Origin of the sequence: Mesorhizobium sp. CO1-1-8 (assembly GCF_020164875.1) — a bacterium.
Taxonomy (GTDB): Bacteria; Pseudomonadota; Alphaproteobacteria; order Rhizobiales; family Rhizobiaceae; genus Mesorhizobium.
Map to the genome: position 1 here is coordinate 77,361 of NZ_JAIUGZ010000013.1, position 16,822 is coordinate 94,182.

The 16,822-nt window shown below is 64.6% G+C and carries 16 protein-coding genes and 1 pseudogene; 7 read left to right on the plus strand and 10 right to left on the minus strand.

Features of this window, described 5'->3' with window-relative positions:
* Positions 1–3: 3 nt before the first annotated feature.
* Genes LB558_RS23835 through LB558_RS23845 form a run of 3 tightly spaced genes read right to left on the minus strand, consistent with a single transcriptional unit; the run spans position 4 to position 2,485 of the window.
* Complete coding sequence (locus LB558_RS23835) at positions 4–1,197, minus strand: amidohydrolase family protein (protein WP_224699791.1); 1,194 nt, start codon at positions 1,195–1,197, stop codon at positions 4–6.
* 43 nt (positions 1,198–1,240) lie between these two features.
* Complete coding sequence (locus LB558_RS23840) at positions 1,241–1,792, minus strand: MarR family winged helix-turn-helix transcriptional regulator (protein ID WP_224699792.1); 552 nt, start codon at positions 1,790–1,792, stop codon at positions 1,241–1,243.
* A gap of 48 nt (positions 1,793–1,840) precedes the next feature.
* Positions 1,841–2,485, minus strand: coding sequence for a cysteine hydrolase family protein (locus tag LB558_RS23845; protein ID WP_224699793.1), 645 nt, complete (start codon positions 2,483–2,485; stop codon positions 1,841–1,843).
* A 232-nt stretch (positions 2,486–2,717) separates the two neighbouring features.
* Between LB558_RS23845 and LB558_RS23850 the strand changes: the two genes are divergently transcribed.
* On the plus strand, positions 2,718–3,572 hold the full coding sequence (locus LB558_RS23850) for an NAD-dependent epimerase/dehydratase family protein (protein ID WP_224699794.1): 855 nt from the start codon (positions 2,718–2,720) through the stop codon (positions 3,570–3,572).
* Complete coding sequence (locus LB558_RS23855) at positions 3,569–4,375, plus strand: SDR family NAD(P)-dependent oxidoreductase (protein ID WP_224699795.1); 807 nt, start codon at positions 3,569–3,571, stop codon at positions 4,373–4,375. The genes LB558_RS23850 and LB558_RS23855 overlap by 4 nt, the downstream gene beginning before the upstream one ends.
* Here the strand turns inward: LB558_RS23855 and LB558_RS23860 are convergent.
* Complete coding sequence (locus LB558_RS23860; RefSeq protein ID WP_224699796.1) at positions 4,372–4,548, minus strand: hypothetical protein; 177 nt, start codon at positions 4,546–4,548, stop codon at positions 4,372–4,374. The genes LB558_RS23855 and LB558_RS23860 overlap by 4 nt on opposite strands.
* Positions 4,549–4,625: 77 nt before the next feature.
* Entirely contained in the window at positions 4,626–5,411 is a 786-nt protein-coding gene (locus LB558_RS23865) for an SDR family NAD(P)-dependent oxidoreductase (RefSeq protein ID WP_224699797.1), read from the minus strand.
* A 98-nt stretch (positions 5,412–5,509) separates the two neighbouring features.
* Between LB558_RS23865 and uxuA the strand changes: the two genes are divergently transcribed.
* From uxuA to LB558_RS23880, 3 genes and pseudogenes are all read left to right on the plus strand, one after another.
* Complete coding sequence (uxuA, locus tag LB558_RS23870; RefSeq protein WP_224699798.1) at positions 5,510–6,694, plus strand: mannonate dehydratase; 1,185 nt, start codon at positions 5,510–5,512, stop codon at positions 6,692–6,694.
* A gap of 312 nt (positions 6,695–7,006) precedes the next feature.
* Positions 7,007–8,026, plus strand: a complete 1,020-nt coding sequence (locus LB558_RS23875; protein WP_224699799.1) for an isopenicillin N synthase family dioxygenase — start codon at positions 7,007–7,009, stop codon at positions 8,024–8,026.
* A gap of 332 nt (positions 8,027–8,358) precedes the next feature.
* Positions 8,359–8,658: pseudogene (locus tag LB558_RS23880) on the plus strand (LLM class flavin-dependent oxidoreductase); the annotation flags it as partial.
* Positions 8,659–8,665: 7 nt separating this feature from the next.
* Here LB558_RS23880 and LB558_RS23885 read toward each other — a convergent pair.
* Genes LB558_RS23885 through LB558_RS23905 form a run of 5 tightly spaced genes read right to left on the minus strand, consistent with a single transcriptional unit; the run spans position 8,666 to position 13,647 of the window.
* Entirely contained in the window at positions 8,666–9,982 is a 1,317-nt protein-coding gene (locus LB558_RS23885) for an aspartate aminotransferase family protein (RefSeq protein ID WP_224699800.1), read from the minus strand.
* Positions 9,979–10,746 (minus strand): N-formylglutamate amidohydrolase, encoded by a 768-nt coding sequence (locus LB558_RS23890; protein WP_224699801.1) that lies wholly within the window; start codon positions 10,744–10,746, stop codon positions 9,979–9,981. Before LB558_RS23890 ends, LB558_RS23885 begins: the two co-directional genes overlap by 4 nt.
* Positions 10,746–12,068: a glutamine synthetase family protein gene (locus LB558_RS23895; RefSeq protein ID WP_224699802.1), complete on the minus strand. Its 1,323-nt coding sequence runs from the start codon at positions 12,066–12,068 to the stop codon at positions 10,746–10,748. The genes LB558_RS23890 and LB558_RS23895 overlap by 1 nt, the downstream gene beginning before the upstream one ends.
* Entirely contained in the window at positions 12,065–12,712 is a 648-nt protein-coding gene (locus tag LB558_RS23900) for a cysteine hydrolase family protein (RefSeq protein WP_127254743.1), read from the minus strand. The genes LB558_RS23895 and LB558_RS23900 overlap by 4 nt, the downstream gene beginning before the upstream one ends.
* A complete protein-coding gene (locus tag LB558_RS23905) occupies positions 12,709–13,647 on the minus strand; it encodes a MurR/RpiR family transcriptional regulator (protein WP_224699803.1) in 939 nt (312 codons plus the stop codon). The genes LB558_RS23900 and LB558_RS23905 overlap by 4 nt, the downstream gene beginning before the upstream one ends.
* Positions 13,648–13,793: 146 nt before the next feature.
* On the opposite strand from LB558_RS23905, the gene LB558_RS23910 reads away from it, so the two are divergent.
* Together LB558_RS23910 and LB558_RS23915 are read left to right on the plus strand one after the other, a co-directional pair.
* Entirely contained in the window at positions 13,794–14,960 is a 1,167-nt protein-coding gene (locus tag LB558_RS23910; protein WP_224699804.1) for an NAD(P)/FAD-dependent oxidoreductase, read from the plus strand.
* Positions 14,960–16,816 (plus strand): branched-chain amino acid ABC transporter ATP-binding protein/permease, encoded by a 1,857-nt coding sequence (locus LB558_RS23915; protein WP_224699805.1) that lies wholly within the window; start codon positions 14,960–14,962, stop codon positions 16,814–16,816. Before LB558_RS23910 ends, LB558_RS23915 begins: the two co-directional genes overlap by 1 nt.
* The last annotated feature ends 6 nt before the right edge of the window (positions 16,817–16,822 follow it).

Here is a 16,822-nt window from a genome sequence, read left to right on the forward strand (position 1 = left end):
CCGTCAGGCAGCCAGGACTTCCGGCACCCGGAGCGCCGGCGGGGTGTTGCGGCTCCGGCCGGTCCGCACCACGCCGTCGATGACGACCATTCCAATGCCTGGAAGATTGCCGAGCGCCACGCTGTCGAGCAGCCCGTCGCCGGCGCCGCCGATCGCCTGATCCATGAAGATCAGGTCGGCGGCGCGACCGACCTCGATGATGCCGCGATCATCCAGTCCGCGCACGCGCGCCGTGTTGCCGCTGGCAAGACAGAACGCCAGTTCCGGCGCAATACCGCCCAGCGAAGCCAGCATGGTCAGGGTTCGCAGGATGCCGAGCGGCTGCACGCCGGATCCGGCCGGGCTGTCGGTGCCGAGGATGACGCGCGAAAGTTCGCCGCGCTGCCTTGCCAGGTCGAGCACGAACAGTCCGGTGCGCAAATTGCCGTTATGGACGATTTCAAGCGCCCTCGAGCCCTTCTCGCAGATCTGTCGTATTTCCGCTTCGGGCAGGGCCGTTGGCCCGCCATTGACGTGGGCGACGATGTCGGCGTCGACCTCCAGCACGACATCCGCGCCGATGCGGCCGGAGCCGGGCAGGGATGGACCGCCCGTGTGGGTCATTGAGGTCATGCCGTATTTGCGCGCCCAGGCGATCATCTGCCGGCCGGTCGGCCCGTCCTTGACGCCGCCAAGCCCGACCTCGCCGACAAGCGTCACGCCGGCCTCGGCGAGACTGCGGAAGTCTTCCTCGGTAAGGCCGGGTTCCAGGATCGGTGCGCCGGCCAGGATTTTCATGCCGTTCGGACGGAAGTTGGAGAAGGTGCGTTGGGCAGCGATCGCCAGCGCCTTCAGCCCGACAAGGTCGCGCGGTCGGCCCGGCGTGTGGACTTCCCCCGCCGAGATGATGGTGGTGACGCCGCCATGCACGGTCGAATCCATCCAGCCGATCTGGTTCTGCCGAGGCGTCCAGTCGCCGGCCACCGGATGGGCGTGGTTGTCGATGAGACCCGGCGCGACCGCGCAACCCATCGCATCGATGATCGCCGCCGCGCTGCCGCCATCAATGTCGCCTGCCTTGCCGATGTCGGTGATGCGTCCATCGCTCACGACGATGGTGTCGGCGCCGATGATTGGTTGTGCGAGATCGCCGCTCAGCATGAGACCGATATTGCGGACGACGAGCGTGTTGGCAGACGACTGGAGGTCGGACGACATCGGTTCTCACTTTTGCTGTTATGGAAAAAAGGATTGGACGCGCTTATTTGCCGCCGTCGCCATTCGATGGGTCGTCGTCGTTGATGCGCTGGAGCAGGCGAAGCAGCGTCGCCTGCTCAGCCGGTGAGAGCGGCGACAGGAACCGCCGACCGACCTCGACGCTGCGTTCGAGCCGCTCCAGCGTATAGTCGGTCCCTTTGCTGGTCAGCGCGATCATCGTCAGGCGTTGGTCGGTTTCGGAGGCGCTGCGCGTGATCAGCCCGTGTTTGAGCAGTTTGCGCATGACGATGCTGATGGTCGACGGGTCCATCGCTGTCAGGCGGCCGAGATGGTTCTGCGAAACTTCGCCATGCTTGAGGATCGTGGCGAGCGCCGCGAACTGGGTTGGCGAAAGATCTTCGCCGGCCATGACCTGCTGGAAGCGCAGCGTCGCGCGCTGATGCGCCCGGCGGATGACGTGCGCCGGGTGGCGGTCCAGTTCGTAGCCGGTTTCGGCATATTGCTGCAGCATTTGCTCGCGGCTCAGGGGTGCATCGCCGCTCGGCGTTTTCAGCGTCGCGCCTTTTTTGGATTGCGGTTTCTTTTCAGTCGTCACACCCGACTCCTATCGCCGCTATCTCGGATGTCGCCGGTTGGAAAAAGCTCAAGCCGCGACCTCCGCTGGGTGAAGCGACGTCCCGTCGCGGAGGGCTGCGACGACATCAGCCGAATTGCTGACCACGCCGAAATGCGTCGCTATGTCGTAGAGCGAACTTTCCTGCTCGCGCGGCCCCGTCGCCGCGCAGCAATCGCTGGGCACCACCACCTCATAACCCTGGAAAAAGGCGTCATGGACGGTCGAGCGCACACAGATGTTGGTGACCACGCCGAAGATGACCAGCTGATCGGTCTGCATGTCTTTCAGCGTCAGATCGAGGTCGGTTTGAAAGAAGGCCGAGTAGCGCCGCTTGATCACATGGATCTCATCGTCGCGGGCGCCGAGATCCTCGATGATCTCCGGCCCCCAGCTTCCGTCCAGGCAATGCGGTGTGCGCTTCAGCCATTCGCGCTCGCGTCGCATGCCCGGCCGGTGGCTGTCATGGACCCAGATCACCGGCACGCCGGCGGCGCGCGCCGCCTCGATCACGGCCAGCTGCGGCGCGACCAGCGTCTCGTACCCAGGCAGGACCATGGCCCCGCCGGGCTTGCAGAACTCATTGACCATATCGATAACGACAACGGCTGCACGGCGTGGATCGAGGCGCACCGCGTCATCGTGCCGATGTGAGGAAAAACTGTCCACGGGCATGGCGAGCTCCTTTGACCGATCGTTGATACTCATACAAAAAACCTTGACGGATGCCAAGTCAATCCCGTTCGACGCAAAGCGTGCTGGTCGGCCTTGTGCACCGCGCTCCGACAAGCGTATGCGCTATTTGTCCATCGCGAAATGGCCTTGACAATGCTTGTCAGGCATGTGCTCGATTTGTATGACCATCAATGATATTCAAGCCGCTGAATTGCGGAGCCGAGGCCGAGATATGAAAACCATCGTCACCGGAGCCAGTGGTCTGCTTGGCCGCCATGTGGCCGAGGCTCTGGTTGCGGCCGGCCACGATGTGCTTGGTGTCGATGCCGTGATGCCGGGTGAGGTCGCATGGCGCCACGCAACCGCCGATTTGACCGATCTGGGATCGACGCTGCAGCTGGTGCGCGATTGCGATGCCGTGGTGCATGTCGCGGCCATTCCGCGACCGACCGGCCGGGCCGGCGGCGAGGTGTTCAAGACCAACGTCGCGACCGCCTACAATGTGGTCGAGGCAGCTGTCATGGCCGGCGCCAGGCGCTTCATCTATGCCTCGTCCTTCAGCGTTTTCGGCTATCCCTTTTTCGAGAAACCTGTGCGACCGCCCTATCTGCCGGTCGACCTGAACCATCCGGTGCGCGCGCAAGACCCGTACGGCCTGTCGAAATGGCTGGGCGAGGAAATCGTCGACGCGGCGGTGCGCCGCGGGGCCTTTTCGGCGGTCAGTGTCCGCATGCCGTGGATCCAGACGCCGGGTTCTTTTTTCGAGGGCGTCGGGCCGCGCCGCGCTACTGCCGACAGTGCCCGCGACCTGTGGGCCTATCTCGACGCGCGCGACGCCGGGCAGGGCTTCCTGCGGGCGCTTGAATGGCAAGGCGACGGCCACCTGCGCGTCCTCCTGAGCGCCGCCGACACCTTCATGGAAGAGGAAACCGAAGCGCTCGTGCGCCGGGTCTATCCTGATGTCGCCCTATCGCGGCCGATCGTCGGCTTCGGCGCTGTTCTCGACACGGTCCATGCGCGCGAAACGATCGGCTTCGAGCCAAGCCATTCGTGGCGTTCCTATCCGAAGCCGGAGGCCGGACAATGAAACGGTTCGACAAACAGAATGTTCTCGTCACCGGTGGTGCCGGCGCGATCGGCAGCGCAGCGGTGCGGCGTTTCCTTGACGAAGGCGCGCGGGTCGCCATTGTCGACCGCAATGGCGCGGCGGCGCAGCAACTGGCTCGCTCACTGGGTGAAAACGCCATTGCCATGGAAGCCGACGTCACCGATGAAGCAGATGTGCGGCGTGCCGTCGCAACGACCGTCGAGACGTTCGGCGGCCTCGACGTGGTGTTCAACAATGCCGGCATTTCCGGCGTCGTCGCTCCCGTTCACGACCTGCCGGTCGAGGATTGGGATACGACCATCCGCATCAATCTGCGCGGCATCTTCCTCGTTCTGCAGGCCTCGCTTCGGGCGATGATCAAGGCCGGGACCGGTGGCTCGATCGTCAACATGGGCTCGTCCATGGCCGGTTGGGACGTCCTTTCGGGCGGTGCCGGCTATGTCGCTTCCAAACACGGCGTGGTCGGCCTGACGCGGGTCGCGGCGCTCGATGCCGCGCCCTACGGCATACGCGTCAATGCCATCTGCCCCGGCGTGATCGAGACGACGCTTGGCGTGCCGGCTTCCGGCGACGGCGAATTCAAGAGCAGCGTCCAGCATTTCGCCGACCGCATTCCGTTGCGCCGCATCGGCCAGCCGGACGATGTCGCGGCCGCTGTGGCGTTCCTGGCCTCCGACGAGGCGAGGCACGTCACAGGCGTGGATTGGCTGATCGACGGCGGCCAGACCTTGCAGAGCTGGGCCAACGCGCCGGCGGGCGGCGCGTTTCCGAAATTTCGCTAGAGCTGCTTTGGCGGCATTGCCCGGATGATCCGGACGGCGAGATCGAGATCGGCGAGCCCGCCCGAAAACGGCGTGCGCGGCTTCGCATGGATGCAATCGGCGAAATGCAGCCACTCGCGATTGGACTTGGCCTGTTCGGCGTGGCCCATGCGCTGCTCAATTCGCTTGGGCATTGATCTGTCAAGAAGGTCGGGCGACCCAATTGTCGGATGCTGGCTGCTCCCGGTAACGGACAAGCCCCAATCATGAGCTACTTCACGCCGATGCCGGCGGTCAGGCCGCCATCGATCTTGTAGTCCGCGCCAGTGCAGAAGCCGGCCTTCGACGAACACAGGAAAGCGATGAGTTCCGCCACCTCCTCCGGCTCGCCGATGCGCCCGATGGGGTGCGCTTCGCCGAAGCGTTTGTAGGCGGCTTCGACATCGGCGTCCGTGCCGTTCTCGCCGCGCGCGGCCTTCTCCAGGATCGGGGTGCGGATCGAACCGGGGCTGACGGAATTGACCCGGATGCCGGAGCGCGCATGGTCGAGGGCCAGGGCACGCGTCAGCGTGTGGATGGCGCCCTTGGTGGTGGCATAGGCGGCGACGTTTTGCTGGCAGGCAAAGCCCTGCACCGAAGCGACGTTGACGATGGCGCCGCCGCCCCTTCGGACCATTTCCGGGATACCGAAATGCGCTGTCAGATAGATCGACCCGACATTGACCGACATCGCCTTGTTCCAGGTCTCGAAATCGGTGCTGGTCACGGTTCCATACGGATGCACCGCCGCCGAATTGACGATGATGTCGAGGCCGCCGAACCGCTCCACGCCGACTGCTACCGCGTCGCGAACCTGATCGGGCACCGAGACATCGGCGCCTATGACCAACGCGCTGGTTCCGGAGCTTTCCAGTTCCGCTTTCAGCGCCGCGTTGGCCGCGCGGTCGATGCCGCAGGCGACGATCGCAGCGCCCCCTGCAGCGAGGCGTCTGGCGGTTGCGAGGCCAATCCCGGTCGTCCCCGTCACCAAGGCAACCTTGCCGTCGAAATCCTTCATTGGGAAAACTCCTTCATTCGCTGTCTGAGACCGTTCCTAGTTTGACACCCATTGTGGTCCAACAATAGGTTGCCGTTCTCTCGCAGAAGGAAGCGGCAATGGAACAGTGCTGGCGCTGGTATGGACCGAACGACCCGGTAACGCTCGATCATGTCAGGCAGGCCGGTGCGACCGGCGTGGTGAGCGCCTTGCACGATATCTATGACGGGCGTGCCTGGCCGCTCGAGAGCATTCTGGAGCGCAAGCGTGTCATCGAGGCCGCCGGCCTGACATGGTCGGTGGTCGAGAGCATTCCAGTCCACAACTCCTTCAAGATCGGCGCGCCGGAACGCGAGCGCTACGCCGGCTATTATCGCGACTCAATCCGCGCGCTCGCCAAGGCCGGCATCGCGACGGTCTGCTACAATTTCATGCCGGTGGTCGACTGGACCCGTACGGATCTGGCCTATCGGCTGCCGACGACGGGCTATGCGCTACGTTTCGATGCGATCGATTTCGCGGCCTACGACCTGTTCGTGCTGAAGCGCAGCAATGCCGAGGCCAGCTACAGTGCCGCCCGCATCGCCGAGGCGGAAGCGCGGCTGAAGGAATTGAGCAGCGAGGCGATCGACAGGATCGAGCGCAACCTGATCGCCGGCCTGCCGGCGACCGAGCGCAGCTATGACAGGGACAGTTTTCGCGAGGCCCTGGCGGACTACGATGCGATCGGGCCGAAGCAATTGCGCGACAACCTTGCCTGGTTCCTGCGCGAGATCATTCCGGTGGCCGAAGAGGAGGGGGTGCGCATGTGCATCCATCCCGACGACCCGCCCTTCTCGCTCTATGGCCTGCCACGCATCGTCTCGACCGCCGAGGATGCGCGTTTCATCCTCAACGCCGTCGATAGCCCCGCCAACGGCCTGACGTTCTGCACCGGCTCTTATGGCACGCGCGCCGACAACGACATTGTCGCCATGGTCAAGGAGTTCGCTGGCCGCATCCATTTCGCCCATCTGCGCAACATCACCATCGAGGATGACGGCTCGTTCCATGAGGCAGAGCATCTCGAGGGCGGCACCGACATGGCCCATGTCATCCTCGCTTTGATGCAGGAAGAGACGCGGCGCCGGAAGGAGGGCCGCGCCGACTGGCGCATTCCGATGCGCCCAGACCATGGCCATCTGCTCGCCGACGACATCGGCAAGACCAGGATCAATCCCGGCTATTCGCTGATCGGCCGGCTGAAAGGCCTCGCGGAGCTGCGTGGCATCATGCGCGCCATCGAGCGGTTCGAGCTGGCTTGAAGGCCTGCCGTCGGTCGGCTGGCGGGATTTACAGGCGATCACGCGCGGTTCCGCTTCCGCTGTGACTTATACGATGTCGCACTGGAAAGTGCGGCCCACGACGTGACGGGTAAAGCACGTGTCGGGAAATTATTTGCCGGCAGTTCACAATATGCAGCGCTGACGTTCTTCCATTCGGGCCGGATTGGACTTCCTGTTGCTTTGATCGGCACGCCTTACGTGTCACTTTGAGATGCATTCATGCTCGAAGCTCTTGCCGGTGGTCGCTTCTACTTCTCCTAAGCCAAGGCAGAGAAAAGAAGGAACCTGACCATGCCCAGAATTGTGCCGGTGCTTGATCTGAGCCGTCTCGAACAAGGTGCGTCCGAGCATCGCACCTTTCTCCTGGACCTGCGCACGGCGGCTCGGGACGTCGGCTTCTTCTACCTCAGCGGCCACGGAATTTCGGCCTTGGAGATCGACGACGTGCTTGATGCATCGCGCCGGTTCTTCGCGCTGCCGGAGGCCGACAAGCTGGCGATCGAAATGGTCAAATCCCAGCAATTTCGCGGCTACACTCGCGCCGGCGGCGAACTGACCAAGGGCGCCGCCGACTGGCGTGAGCAGCTCGACATCGGCGTCGAGCGCCAGCCCATAGCGCAAGGGCCTGGAATTGCGCCCTGGACACGGCTGCAAGGGCCGAACCAATGGCCGTCGGCACTGCCGGAACTCAAGCCGGCGCTGCTTGCCTGGCAGGCCAAGGCGACTGCGGTGGCGATCCGGCTGCTGAAAGCCTTCGCGCTGTCGCTCGATCAGCCCGAGGACGCTTTTGATTCGATCTACCGGGACTTGCCCAACCATCGCATGAAGATCGTGCGTTATCCCGGCCGTGACGCGACAGAAGGCGACCAGGGCGTCGGCGCGCACAAGGATGGCGGTTTCCTGACCCTGCTGCTGCAGGACGACAACAAGGGGCTGCAGGTCGAATATGACGGGAGCTGGGTGAATGTGGATCCGCTGCCTGGAACGCTGGTCGTCAACATCGGCGAACTGCTCGAACTGGCATCGAATGGATATCTGCGGGCCACCGTGCACCGCGTCGTGACGCCGCCTGCCGGCGTCGAGCGGATTTCGGTTCCCTTTTTCTTCAGCGCGCGGCTCGATGCGACCATACCGCTGCTCAGTCTGCCTGAAGAACTGGCGGCCGAAGCACGCGGACCGGCGAGCGATCCGGACAATCCACTGTTTCGAGACGTTGGCACCAATGTGCTTAAAAGCCGCCTTCGGTCGCATCCCGACGTTGCAAGCCGCCACTATGCCGATCTGCTCGAGACCGGAACGCCTGGTTCGTGAGGTCAGCGGCGCACGGATTTTTGCTGTTTCATATTTTTTTGGAATACTATTCGTCGCCAAGGCTTCGAAATACGCCCAAAAAGGCAAAATCGTTCGGCGGTTTCCTCCCATTCCGCTGGACGGTGTTCCCCTCTGAAGGTTTTGACCTTCTTTTGGCCGGGCCGCATTCGAGCCCGGCCATTTTTTGTCCCGAGATCGGGCCCAAAACTGACATGCTGCAAAAGCCTGATGTGACGAAACAGAATACCTTCCCGAGCCGGGCGTACTGTCCGATCCTGAGGTAAGGATTCGAGCACTGTGCTCGACCGTATCGATCGGTCGGAACGACTTTCATGACACAAAAACAATTGCACCTCGGCGCCTTCATGCGCCCCGTCAGCCTGCACACCGGCGCCTGGCGCTATCCGGGTGCCTATGCCGACGCCAATTTCAATTTCTCGCATCTGAAGCGTTTCGCCCAGACCCTGGAGGCGGCGAAGTTCGACGCCTTCTTCATGGCCGACCATCTGGCGGTTCTCAACATGCCGATCGAGGCGCTGCGGCGCAGTCACACGGTCACCTCGTTCGAGCCGTTCACGCTTTTGTCGGCGCTCGCCGCCGTCACCGAGCACATCGGGCTGGTCGCCACCGCCTTTCTGTTCACCACATCATGAAGGAGGCGACGTCCGCATCCGAGACCTTGCCGGCATTCACGTCGGCGATCGCCTGGTCGACGATTGCCACGCCCTCCGCCACCTCGTCCTGGGTCAGCGTCAGCGGCGGCATGAACTCCAGCACATTCGCCTTCAGCCCGACATAGGTGAAGGCCGCACCCAGCTCATAGCCGCGATAGATGATCTTGGCCGTGGTCGTCGCCGCAACCGGTTCACGTGTCGCACGGTCCTTGACCAGGTCGACGCCGATGGCAAGGCCGCGCCCGCGCACGTCACCGATGATCTCATGCCTGGCGGCAAGGTCTCGCAGCGCGTCGGAAAACAGCACGCCGATCCGCGCCGAGCGCTCGACCAGGCCGTCCGTCTCGATCGTCTTCAGCACCGCGTTGCCGGCCGATGTCGCCACCGGGTTGCCTGCGGTCGTCTGCAGCGCGAAGGCCGGCGCATGGTCCATGATCTCCTTAGGGCCGATCACTGCCGACAACGGCAAGCCACCGCCGATCCCTTTGCCGAAGACGACGAGGTCCGGCGTCAGTCCTTCATGCTGGAAGCAGTGCATCATGCCGCTGCGGGCGAGCCCGACCTTGACCTCGTCGACGACAATCTTGATGCCGTGCTTGCGGCAACGCTCCTGCAATGCCTTGAGAAAGCCGGGCGGCGGCACGATCAGTCCGCCGTCCGACATCAACGGCTCGATGAACACCGCCGCGACCTGATGCGGCGGGCAGGTGGTCTCGAACTGGTAGTCGAGCAGCGCAAGCACGTCCTCGCTGCTGAAATTCGGGCGGTACGGATCGGGATAGGGCAACAGAAGCACGCCTGGTCGGGGCAGTGTGTGGGTCATGGCGGTATGGCCGCTGATGCCCATCGAGCCGGAGAGATTGCCGTGATAGGAGCCGATGAACGAGATGAAGCGCGAACGGCCGGTGGCCGCCTGCAGCACGCGCACCGCGCAGTCATTGGCGTCGGACCCGGAGTGGCCGAACCAGACACGCCGCTCGCCTTCTCCGGGCGCGATTGCCAGCAGCCGCTCCGCCAGCGATACGGCGGGCTCGTTGGGGTAGAGCAGCAGGCTGGCTCCGGCCATGTCGCGGACCGACGTCTCGACTGCTTCGACAAGAGCCGGATGGCCGTAGCCGAGCACCGCCGGACCGGCCGATCCCGATAGGTCGAGCAAGGAGCGGCCGCCTTCCTCGATCAGCCGGTTGCCGCGGCCGCCGATGACGCTGAGCGGCGAGAAACGCAGCTTGCCGATCCGGGCGATGGTCGCGGCGTCGCGCTCGCGCAGGCTTAGTTTGCTCACGACACGGTTTCCGTCTCGAGTGCAGGCAGTGCCGCCGCCAGCCGGTCCGCCCATTCCTCGATGCCGGACCGTGTCGACAAAAGGTCCTGCCGGATCTCGACGAGGACGGCGGCGATGCCGCGATCGTCGCCATGGATGGGCACGGCGTAGTCGGCGTCGCGGCTGATCACATAGGGCACGTTGGCCGCGACATTGAGCCCGGCGTCGGTGCGCAGGCCCGAAAGGATTGCTTCGGCGAGACCGCTTGCATGGTCATGCAGCACGCCGGCATGCCAGGGCCTGCTGACACCGAGGAAGACCGGCGTGAAGGAATGGATCGTCACGATCCGTGTCTGCCGGCCTGCCTGTGCCCGGCCATCGAGATGGGCGGTCACCCGGTCATGAAACGGCGAAAAGATGATCTCGGCACGCCGGGTCCGCTCCGTCGCGTCGATGCCGACATTGCCGGGAATGTCGGTGTCTTCCGACAGCACCGGAATGCTGCCTTGGCTATGAAGCGGCCGGTTCAGGTCGATCAGCAGCCGCGAATAACCGCTGAGGAAGGCCGGAGCATCGAGCTTAGACGACAGCAAGCGGGTCACTTCGGCGGCGCCGATATCCCAGGCGATGTGGCGCTGCAGATGGTGGGCATCGAGGCCGAGCTGCCGATATTCGGCTGGCATGTGGTTGGACGCATGCTCGCACAACAGCACGATATCGGAACGGCCGTGCTCGTTGAGGACCTCGACGGCCTCGGGCCAATCTTTTTCGGTCTGTGCGGTCATCAATAGAGCGTCCGGTAGAGATCGCAGATGGAGGCCGGATCGAGACCGGCAAGACGCTCGGCTTCATGTTGCTTGAGGCCGACGAAGGTTTCGATGAAGACAGGCGCGAACCATCCTGTCACGGTGCCGTCGGCCAGCAACGCATCCAGTGCCGTGGGCAGGGTTTCGGGCAGGCGCACCAGACCGAGACTTGCCCGCTCCGCCTCGCTCATCAGTGTCGGGTCGCCGGTGACCAAAGGTGGCGACGGCAGGCCCGCCTTCAGCCCTTCCAGCCCGGCGCGGATGATCGCCGCCAGCGACAGATAGGGATTGCCGGTGGCATCCGCCGCCCGGTATTCGATGTTGTATTGCCGCGCCGGATCGCGTCCGCCCATCGTCACGGTCGGACAGATGCGCAAGGATGCCTCGCGGTCGCGGTCGGCAAGCCAGGTGTAGGACGAGCTCCAGCTGTGCGGCTTCAGCCGGTAGTAAGACGACACGCTCGACGCCGTCATGGCGGTGATGCCAGGCAGATGACGCAGCACGCCGGCGCAGAAGGCGCCGGCTTTGGCGGAAAGGCCGCCGGATTGCGCCGGATCGTAAGTCACCGGCTTGCCGGCCTCGTCAACGAAGCTGAAATGGATATGGACGCCGTTGCCGACGGCATTCGGCGCTGTCTTGGGGGCGAAGCTCGCACGCCAGCCGGCATTGCGCGCCAACTCGCGCGTGATTTCGCGGATGGCGACGGCGCGGTCGGCCGCCGTCAGCGCGTCCGCCGGTTCGTGCGTCACCTCGAACTGCTCGTCGCCGAATTCGGCGATGACCACTTCGGGCGCGACGCCGGCTTCCTCGAGCGCCGCCATCAAATTGGGCGCAAACGGGTCGGCGCGGCGCAGTGCGGCGAAAGACATCGAATGTGCCGGTGCGAAGCCGCCATTGGCAACATTGAATTCATGCTCGAAGGCGGCGATGACTGACAGGCCGGTTGCGGCTTTCAAATCGGCCAACGCGTCTTTGAGCATCGTGCGGGTGCAGCCGAGCCACGGGCTGCCGTCGAGCTCGACGATGTCGCCGGCAACCATGTCGAATGGCGTCGCCGATCCGGTGCGTGTCGTGCGAAAGCGCGCCTTGAGATCGGGGATCAGCCGCAGGTCGCCCGACGAGCCCCAGGGGTTGGGATCGACGATCGAGTTGAACGGCGTCAGCGACAGATTGGCCTGCAGCCAGCCGACGCCGGTCGTGGCGGTCTTCTGCAACTTGCTTTCAGCAACGAAACGGCCCCGCGTGACGGCGGAGAGATCCGTGGTGACGACGGCAACCAGAGGCTCGACAGTCGATGTCATGCCGGTTTTCCCAAAGCGTTGAAGCGGTCGACGACCGTGTCGGTGTCGGCCACCCAGCAGTAGCCGCCGAAGGCCTTGAGCGCGATGTCGTGCCGTTCCTGGGTGATGGTGGCGCAGGCATCCGATACGCAGGTGACAAGATAGCCGCGGTCGGCGCCGTCGCGCACCGCCATGTCGACGCATTGATCGGTCAGCACGCCGACCACGACGAGATAGCGGATGCCGAGGTTCTTGAGGAGATAGTCGGCATTGGTCGAATTAAAGATGCCCGACGACGTCTTCGGCAGCATGATCTCGTCGCCAACCGGCGCCAGCGATGCCACCGGCAGTCCCTCGGGGAGGCTGGGGGCAACATGGATCGGTGTCAGCTTGTGGTCGAGCGAGCGGTCACGGCCGTCTTCGGTCAGACTCTGGATGATGGTGTGCAGCACCTCGACCCCATTGGCCCGCGCCGCCGCCAGCAAGCGCTCCTGGTTGGGGATCGTCCGCGAGGATGTCTGCCGATAGAAATAATGATCGGGGCCGCGCTCCGGATGCGACGGATCGGCGCCCGGCTCCAGCCAGATGCGCTGCATGTCGACGAGCAGCAGTGCCGTTTCGCCGGCACGGAAGGCTTCGTCTCGCTTGGGTAGGGCCTGGGTCATGCTTTGTCGTCCTGCTTTGCTGATTTGGGTCCCGGCGTCTTGCGGGGGCCGGGTGTCTTGCGCGCGCCGTTCTCTTGCGGGTCGCTGTCGAGTGTCACGGCATTGGCATGCCGAACTTTTTCGAGTCGCTCGATGCGGGCGCGGCCCTCGTCGCCCAGCGTCGAAACGATATGGGCGACCAGCGCTTCCATCTGTGCGATCGCCGGCGCCAGCGTGTCGTAGGGCGAGGCGACTTCGAGCGGGCTGACGATGGTGACTTCGGCGAGATCCGATATCGGCGACAGCCATTGGTCGGTGAACAGGACGATGCGAACATCGAGCGCCGCCGCCTGTCTTGCATAGGCCATCACATCGAGCTGGTAGCGGCGATAGTCGAAGACGACGAGCACGTCGCGGCGGCCGAGGTCGGCCAGCGTGTCGAAGGTCTGCGGAGAGAGCACGCCGAGATCGCGAACCCCGGAGCGAAACTGCACGAGATAGCCGGCCAACATGCCGGCGATGTGACGGCTGAACCGGCCGCCAACCATGACAATCTCCCCCTTGACCTCCATCAGCAGGCGGGCCGCCCGCTCGTATGTCTGGACGGGGGTCGCGGCGGTGGCTTTCTGCAAGGCCGTGGTGACGCTATCAAGGTAGGCCAGCACGGCGCTGTCGTTGGAACCGCTCTGCCGCTTGGCCTCCATCATCAGCAGCGGCGAGTGCAGTCTTGCCTCGACTTCGGCCAGAAGCTTCGCCTGGAAATCCGGAAACCCGTCATAGCCGAGCTTGACGACCAGCCTCACCACGGTCGGATCGCTGACGCCAGCGCGCCGGGCGAGCGAAGAGGCGGTGCCGAGGCCGGAGGTCGGATAGTCCGTCAACAGCAGCCGGACGATCTTCTCCTCCGACGGCGTCAGCGTGAGATCCCCGCGCATCAGAACATCGCGTATCGCCATCGGCCTCCCCGGAAATCCGTGTTCTCTTGTTCTGTCGGGTTTATTACAGAGATTTAAATCTCGGTCAAGAATGAAGAGATGTTGACATTGCGTGGTCGCCGGCCCTACCTTGTCGGAAAGCAGCCAAGAGACTGTGGGGAACAGCCATGCGAAATGGAAGCGACGTCATCGTCGTCGGTGCGGGTATTGTCGGATCGAGCGCCGCCTATCATCTGGCCAAGGCCGGTGTGAAGGTCACGCTGGTCGAGCAGACCCATCCCGCCGGCGGCCCGTCGGGCAAATCGTCGGCGCTGCTGCACGCCTTCTACCTGATGCCGGAACTGTCACAGCTTTCCATCCGTGGCCGCGAGATACTGGTGTCGCTGCCGGAAATCGCTGGCGAAGGGTCCTTTGTCACCGAAATCGGCATGATGTGGGTCTGCGGCAACGACAACAAGGTGAGTTGGACGGCGGCAGCCGAACGCATCCGCGGCGAGGGCGCGCGCATCGAGACATTGTCGCCGCGGGCCTTTGCCGACGCGGCACCGGGCTTTGCGCTGGACAATGTCGCGCTGGCGCTGTGGGAACCCGAATATGGCTATGCCGATGCCTTCGGCGCCACCAATGCCATCGCCCGTGCCGCCCGCGCCAGTGGTGCCAGGATCATGCAGAACACGTTGGTCGAGAGCCTCCAGCGGCAGGGCGACCGCATCACCGGCGTCACCTTGACCGATGGAACGATGCTGGAGGCCGATACGGTCGTCCTGGCCGCCGGGCCATGGACGCGCCGGCTGCTGGCGACGGTCGGCCTCGATCTGCCGCTGCATGTCGAGCGCCATCCGATGGCCGTGCTCGACGCCGCCGGCAAGGCAAGGCAGGTCATGCCTTTCGCCTGGTGCGACGACATTTCCTGCAACTATGCACGACCCGACAATGACGGCGTCATCCTGGCCGGCACCTGGGCCGGCGGCGGCACCGGCCTGCGCCACGAACATGCGGGCCGTCCGCGCTTTGTCGAAAATCCCGACACCTACATGGAAGGTGTCGAAGAGCAGGAATCGGTCGAGATCCTGGAGACCTTCGCTACCCGAGTGCCGGCCATGGCCGAACTTGGCATCCGGCCCGGCTATGCCGGTCTCTACGATATGAGCCCCGACGATCTGCCGGTTATCGGACCCATGCCTGGGGTTGAAGGGTTGGTCGTTTCGGCGGGGTCGTCCGGCCACGGCTTCAAGACCGGGCCGGCCGTCGGCGAGGCGGTGGCCAGGCTGGTCACCGAAGGCGCGCAACCGATCCTGGCGCCGTTTTCGCCCAGCCGTTTGAAGGCCGCGTGATGGCGTCGGTGACGATCAGCGAGAGCAAGCTCCGCGGCTTCATGCCGGCCGCGTTTCGCAACGCCACGGCCGATGCCTTGTGCATGGTGGCAGTGCTGCTGCTGGTGGCGCTTGCCGCCTTCATCTTCGGCGGCGCCGCCATGCAACGCGTCGTCACCTATGCCGCGATCATGCTGACGGCGGTGCTCGGCCTGCAGATATTCTCCGGCAACAGCGGCATCGTCTCGTTCGGCCAGGCGGCCTTTGTCGGCCTCGGCGCCTATGCGACCGGCATTCTCACCATGCCGACCGCACTGCAGCGAACGGCGCTGCGCGAGCTGCCGCAATTCCTCGCCGGCCATCAACTGTCCTTCCTCGCGGCGCTGGCCGTCGTCCTGGCTCTGGCGGTTGTCGTCGGCCTGCTGACCGGTACGCCGCTGCTCAGGCTTTCCGGATCGAGCGCCTCGATCGCCACGCTTGCCATGCTGATCATCGTTTACACCCTGCTGGTCGCCGGGCGCGAGATCACCCGCGGCAGCCAACCCTTTTACGGTGTGCCGCGCGAGGTCGGGCTATGGACCGCCGCCTCCGTCGCTTCGTTGGCTTTGGTGGCGGCGAGGCTGTTTCGCGAAACCTCCTTCGGCCTTGCTGCCCGCGCCGCCGCCAATGACGAGCGCGGTGCGGCCGCCGTCGGCGTCGACCAGCGCACGGCGCGTCTGGCCGCCTGGGTGGCGGGCGTCGTCGCCGCCATGGCCGCCGGCGCCATGATGGCGCAATTCCTTGGCGCGTTTTCGCCGCGCGATTTCTATTTCGACCTAGGCTTCACCATGCTTGCCATGCTGATCGTCGGCGGCATGACCTCGTCGCTCGGCGCTTTCGCCGGCGTCATCGTCACCATCGTTTTGGTCGAAGTGGTGCGCCGCTTCGAAGGCGGCGGCGAAGTGCTCGGCCTGCATCTGCCTGTGCTGTTCGGCTTGACCCAGGGCGTGCTCGCCATTGCCATGATCCTGGTCATCTGGCGACGCCCGACCGGTCTGTTCGGCGAACGCGAGCTCAATCTTTTGCGCCGGCCCGGACGCCAGGCCGTGACGGCTCCGGCGGCACCTCCGCAACATGTCGAGAGTGACCGGCTAATCGCCGAGCACCTGTCGCGCCGCTATGCCGGCGTCGTCGCCGTCGACGACGTCAGCCTGAATTTCCAGACCGACAGCATCACCGGCATCATCGGCCCCAACGGCGCCGGCAAGACGACGCTGCTCAACATGCTGGCCGGCGATGTCCAGCCAAGTGCCGGCACCGTGTCGGTGGGTGGCGTGGTCCGGCAGGCTTCGGCCTTCCGCTTCGCCCGCTCCGGCGTTGCCCGCACCTTCCAGAACATCCGCGTTTTCCCGCACATGACGGTGCTCGAAAATGTCGTCGTCGCCGCACGCCAGGTGGAACCTGATCTTGGCCATGCCGAGGCTGCGGCAATGGGCGAGCTTGCGCGCATGGGGCTGGAGAGATTCGCCGATCAGCCGGCCGCCAGGCTCGCCTATGGCCAGCGCCGCCGGCTCGAAGTGGCGCGCGCCCTGGCGTTGAAGCCGCGCTTCCTGCTGCTCGACGAGCCGGCCGCCGGCATGAACGCCGTCGAGACCGCCGAACTGGTCTCCATCCTGTCGACGGTTCGCATGGAGCGCCGCATCGGCGTGGTGCTGATCGAGCACGACATGCGGCTGGTGATGAAGCTGTGCGAACGCATCGTCGTCATCGATCATGGCCGCGTCATCGCCGACGGCACGCCGAGCGATGTCCAGAAAACCCCCGCTGTCATCGCCGCCTATCTCGGCAGCCGCACGGCGCGTGCCAAGACCGCAACGCCTGTAGACCAGACCGCATGACCCGCA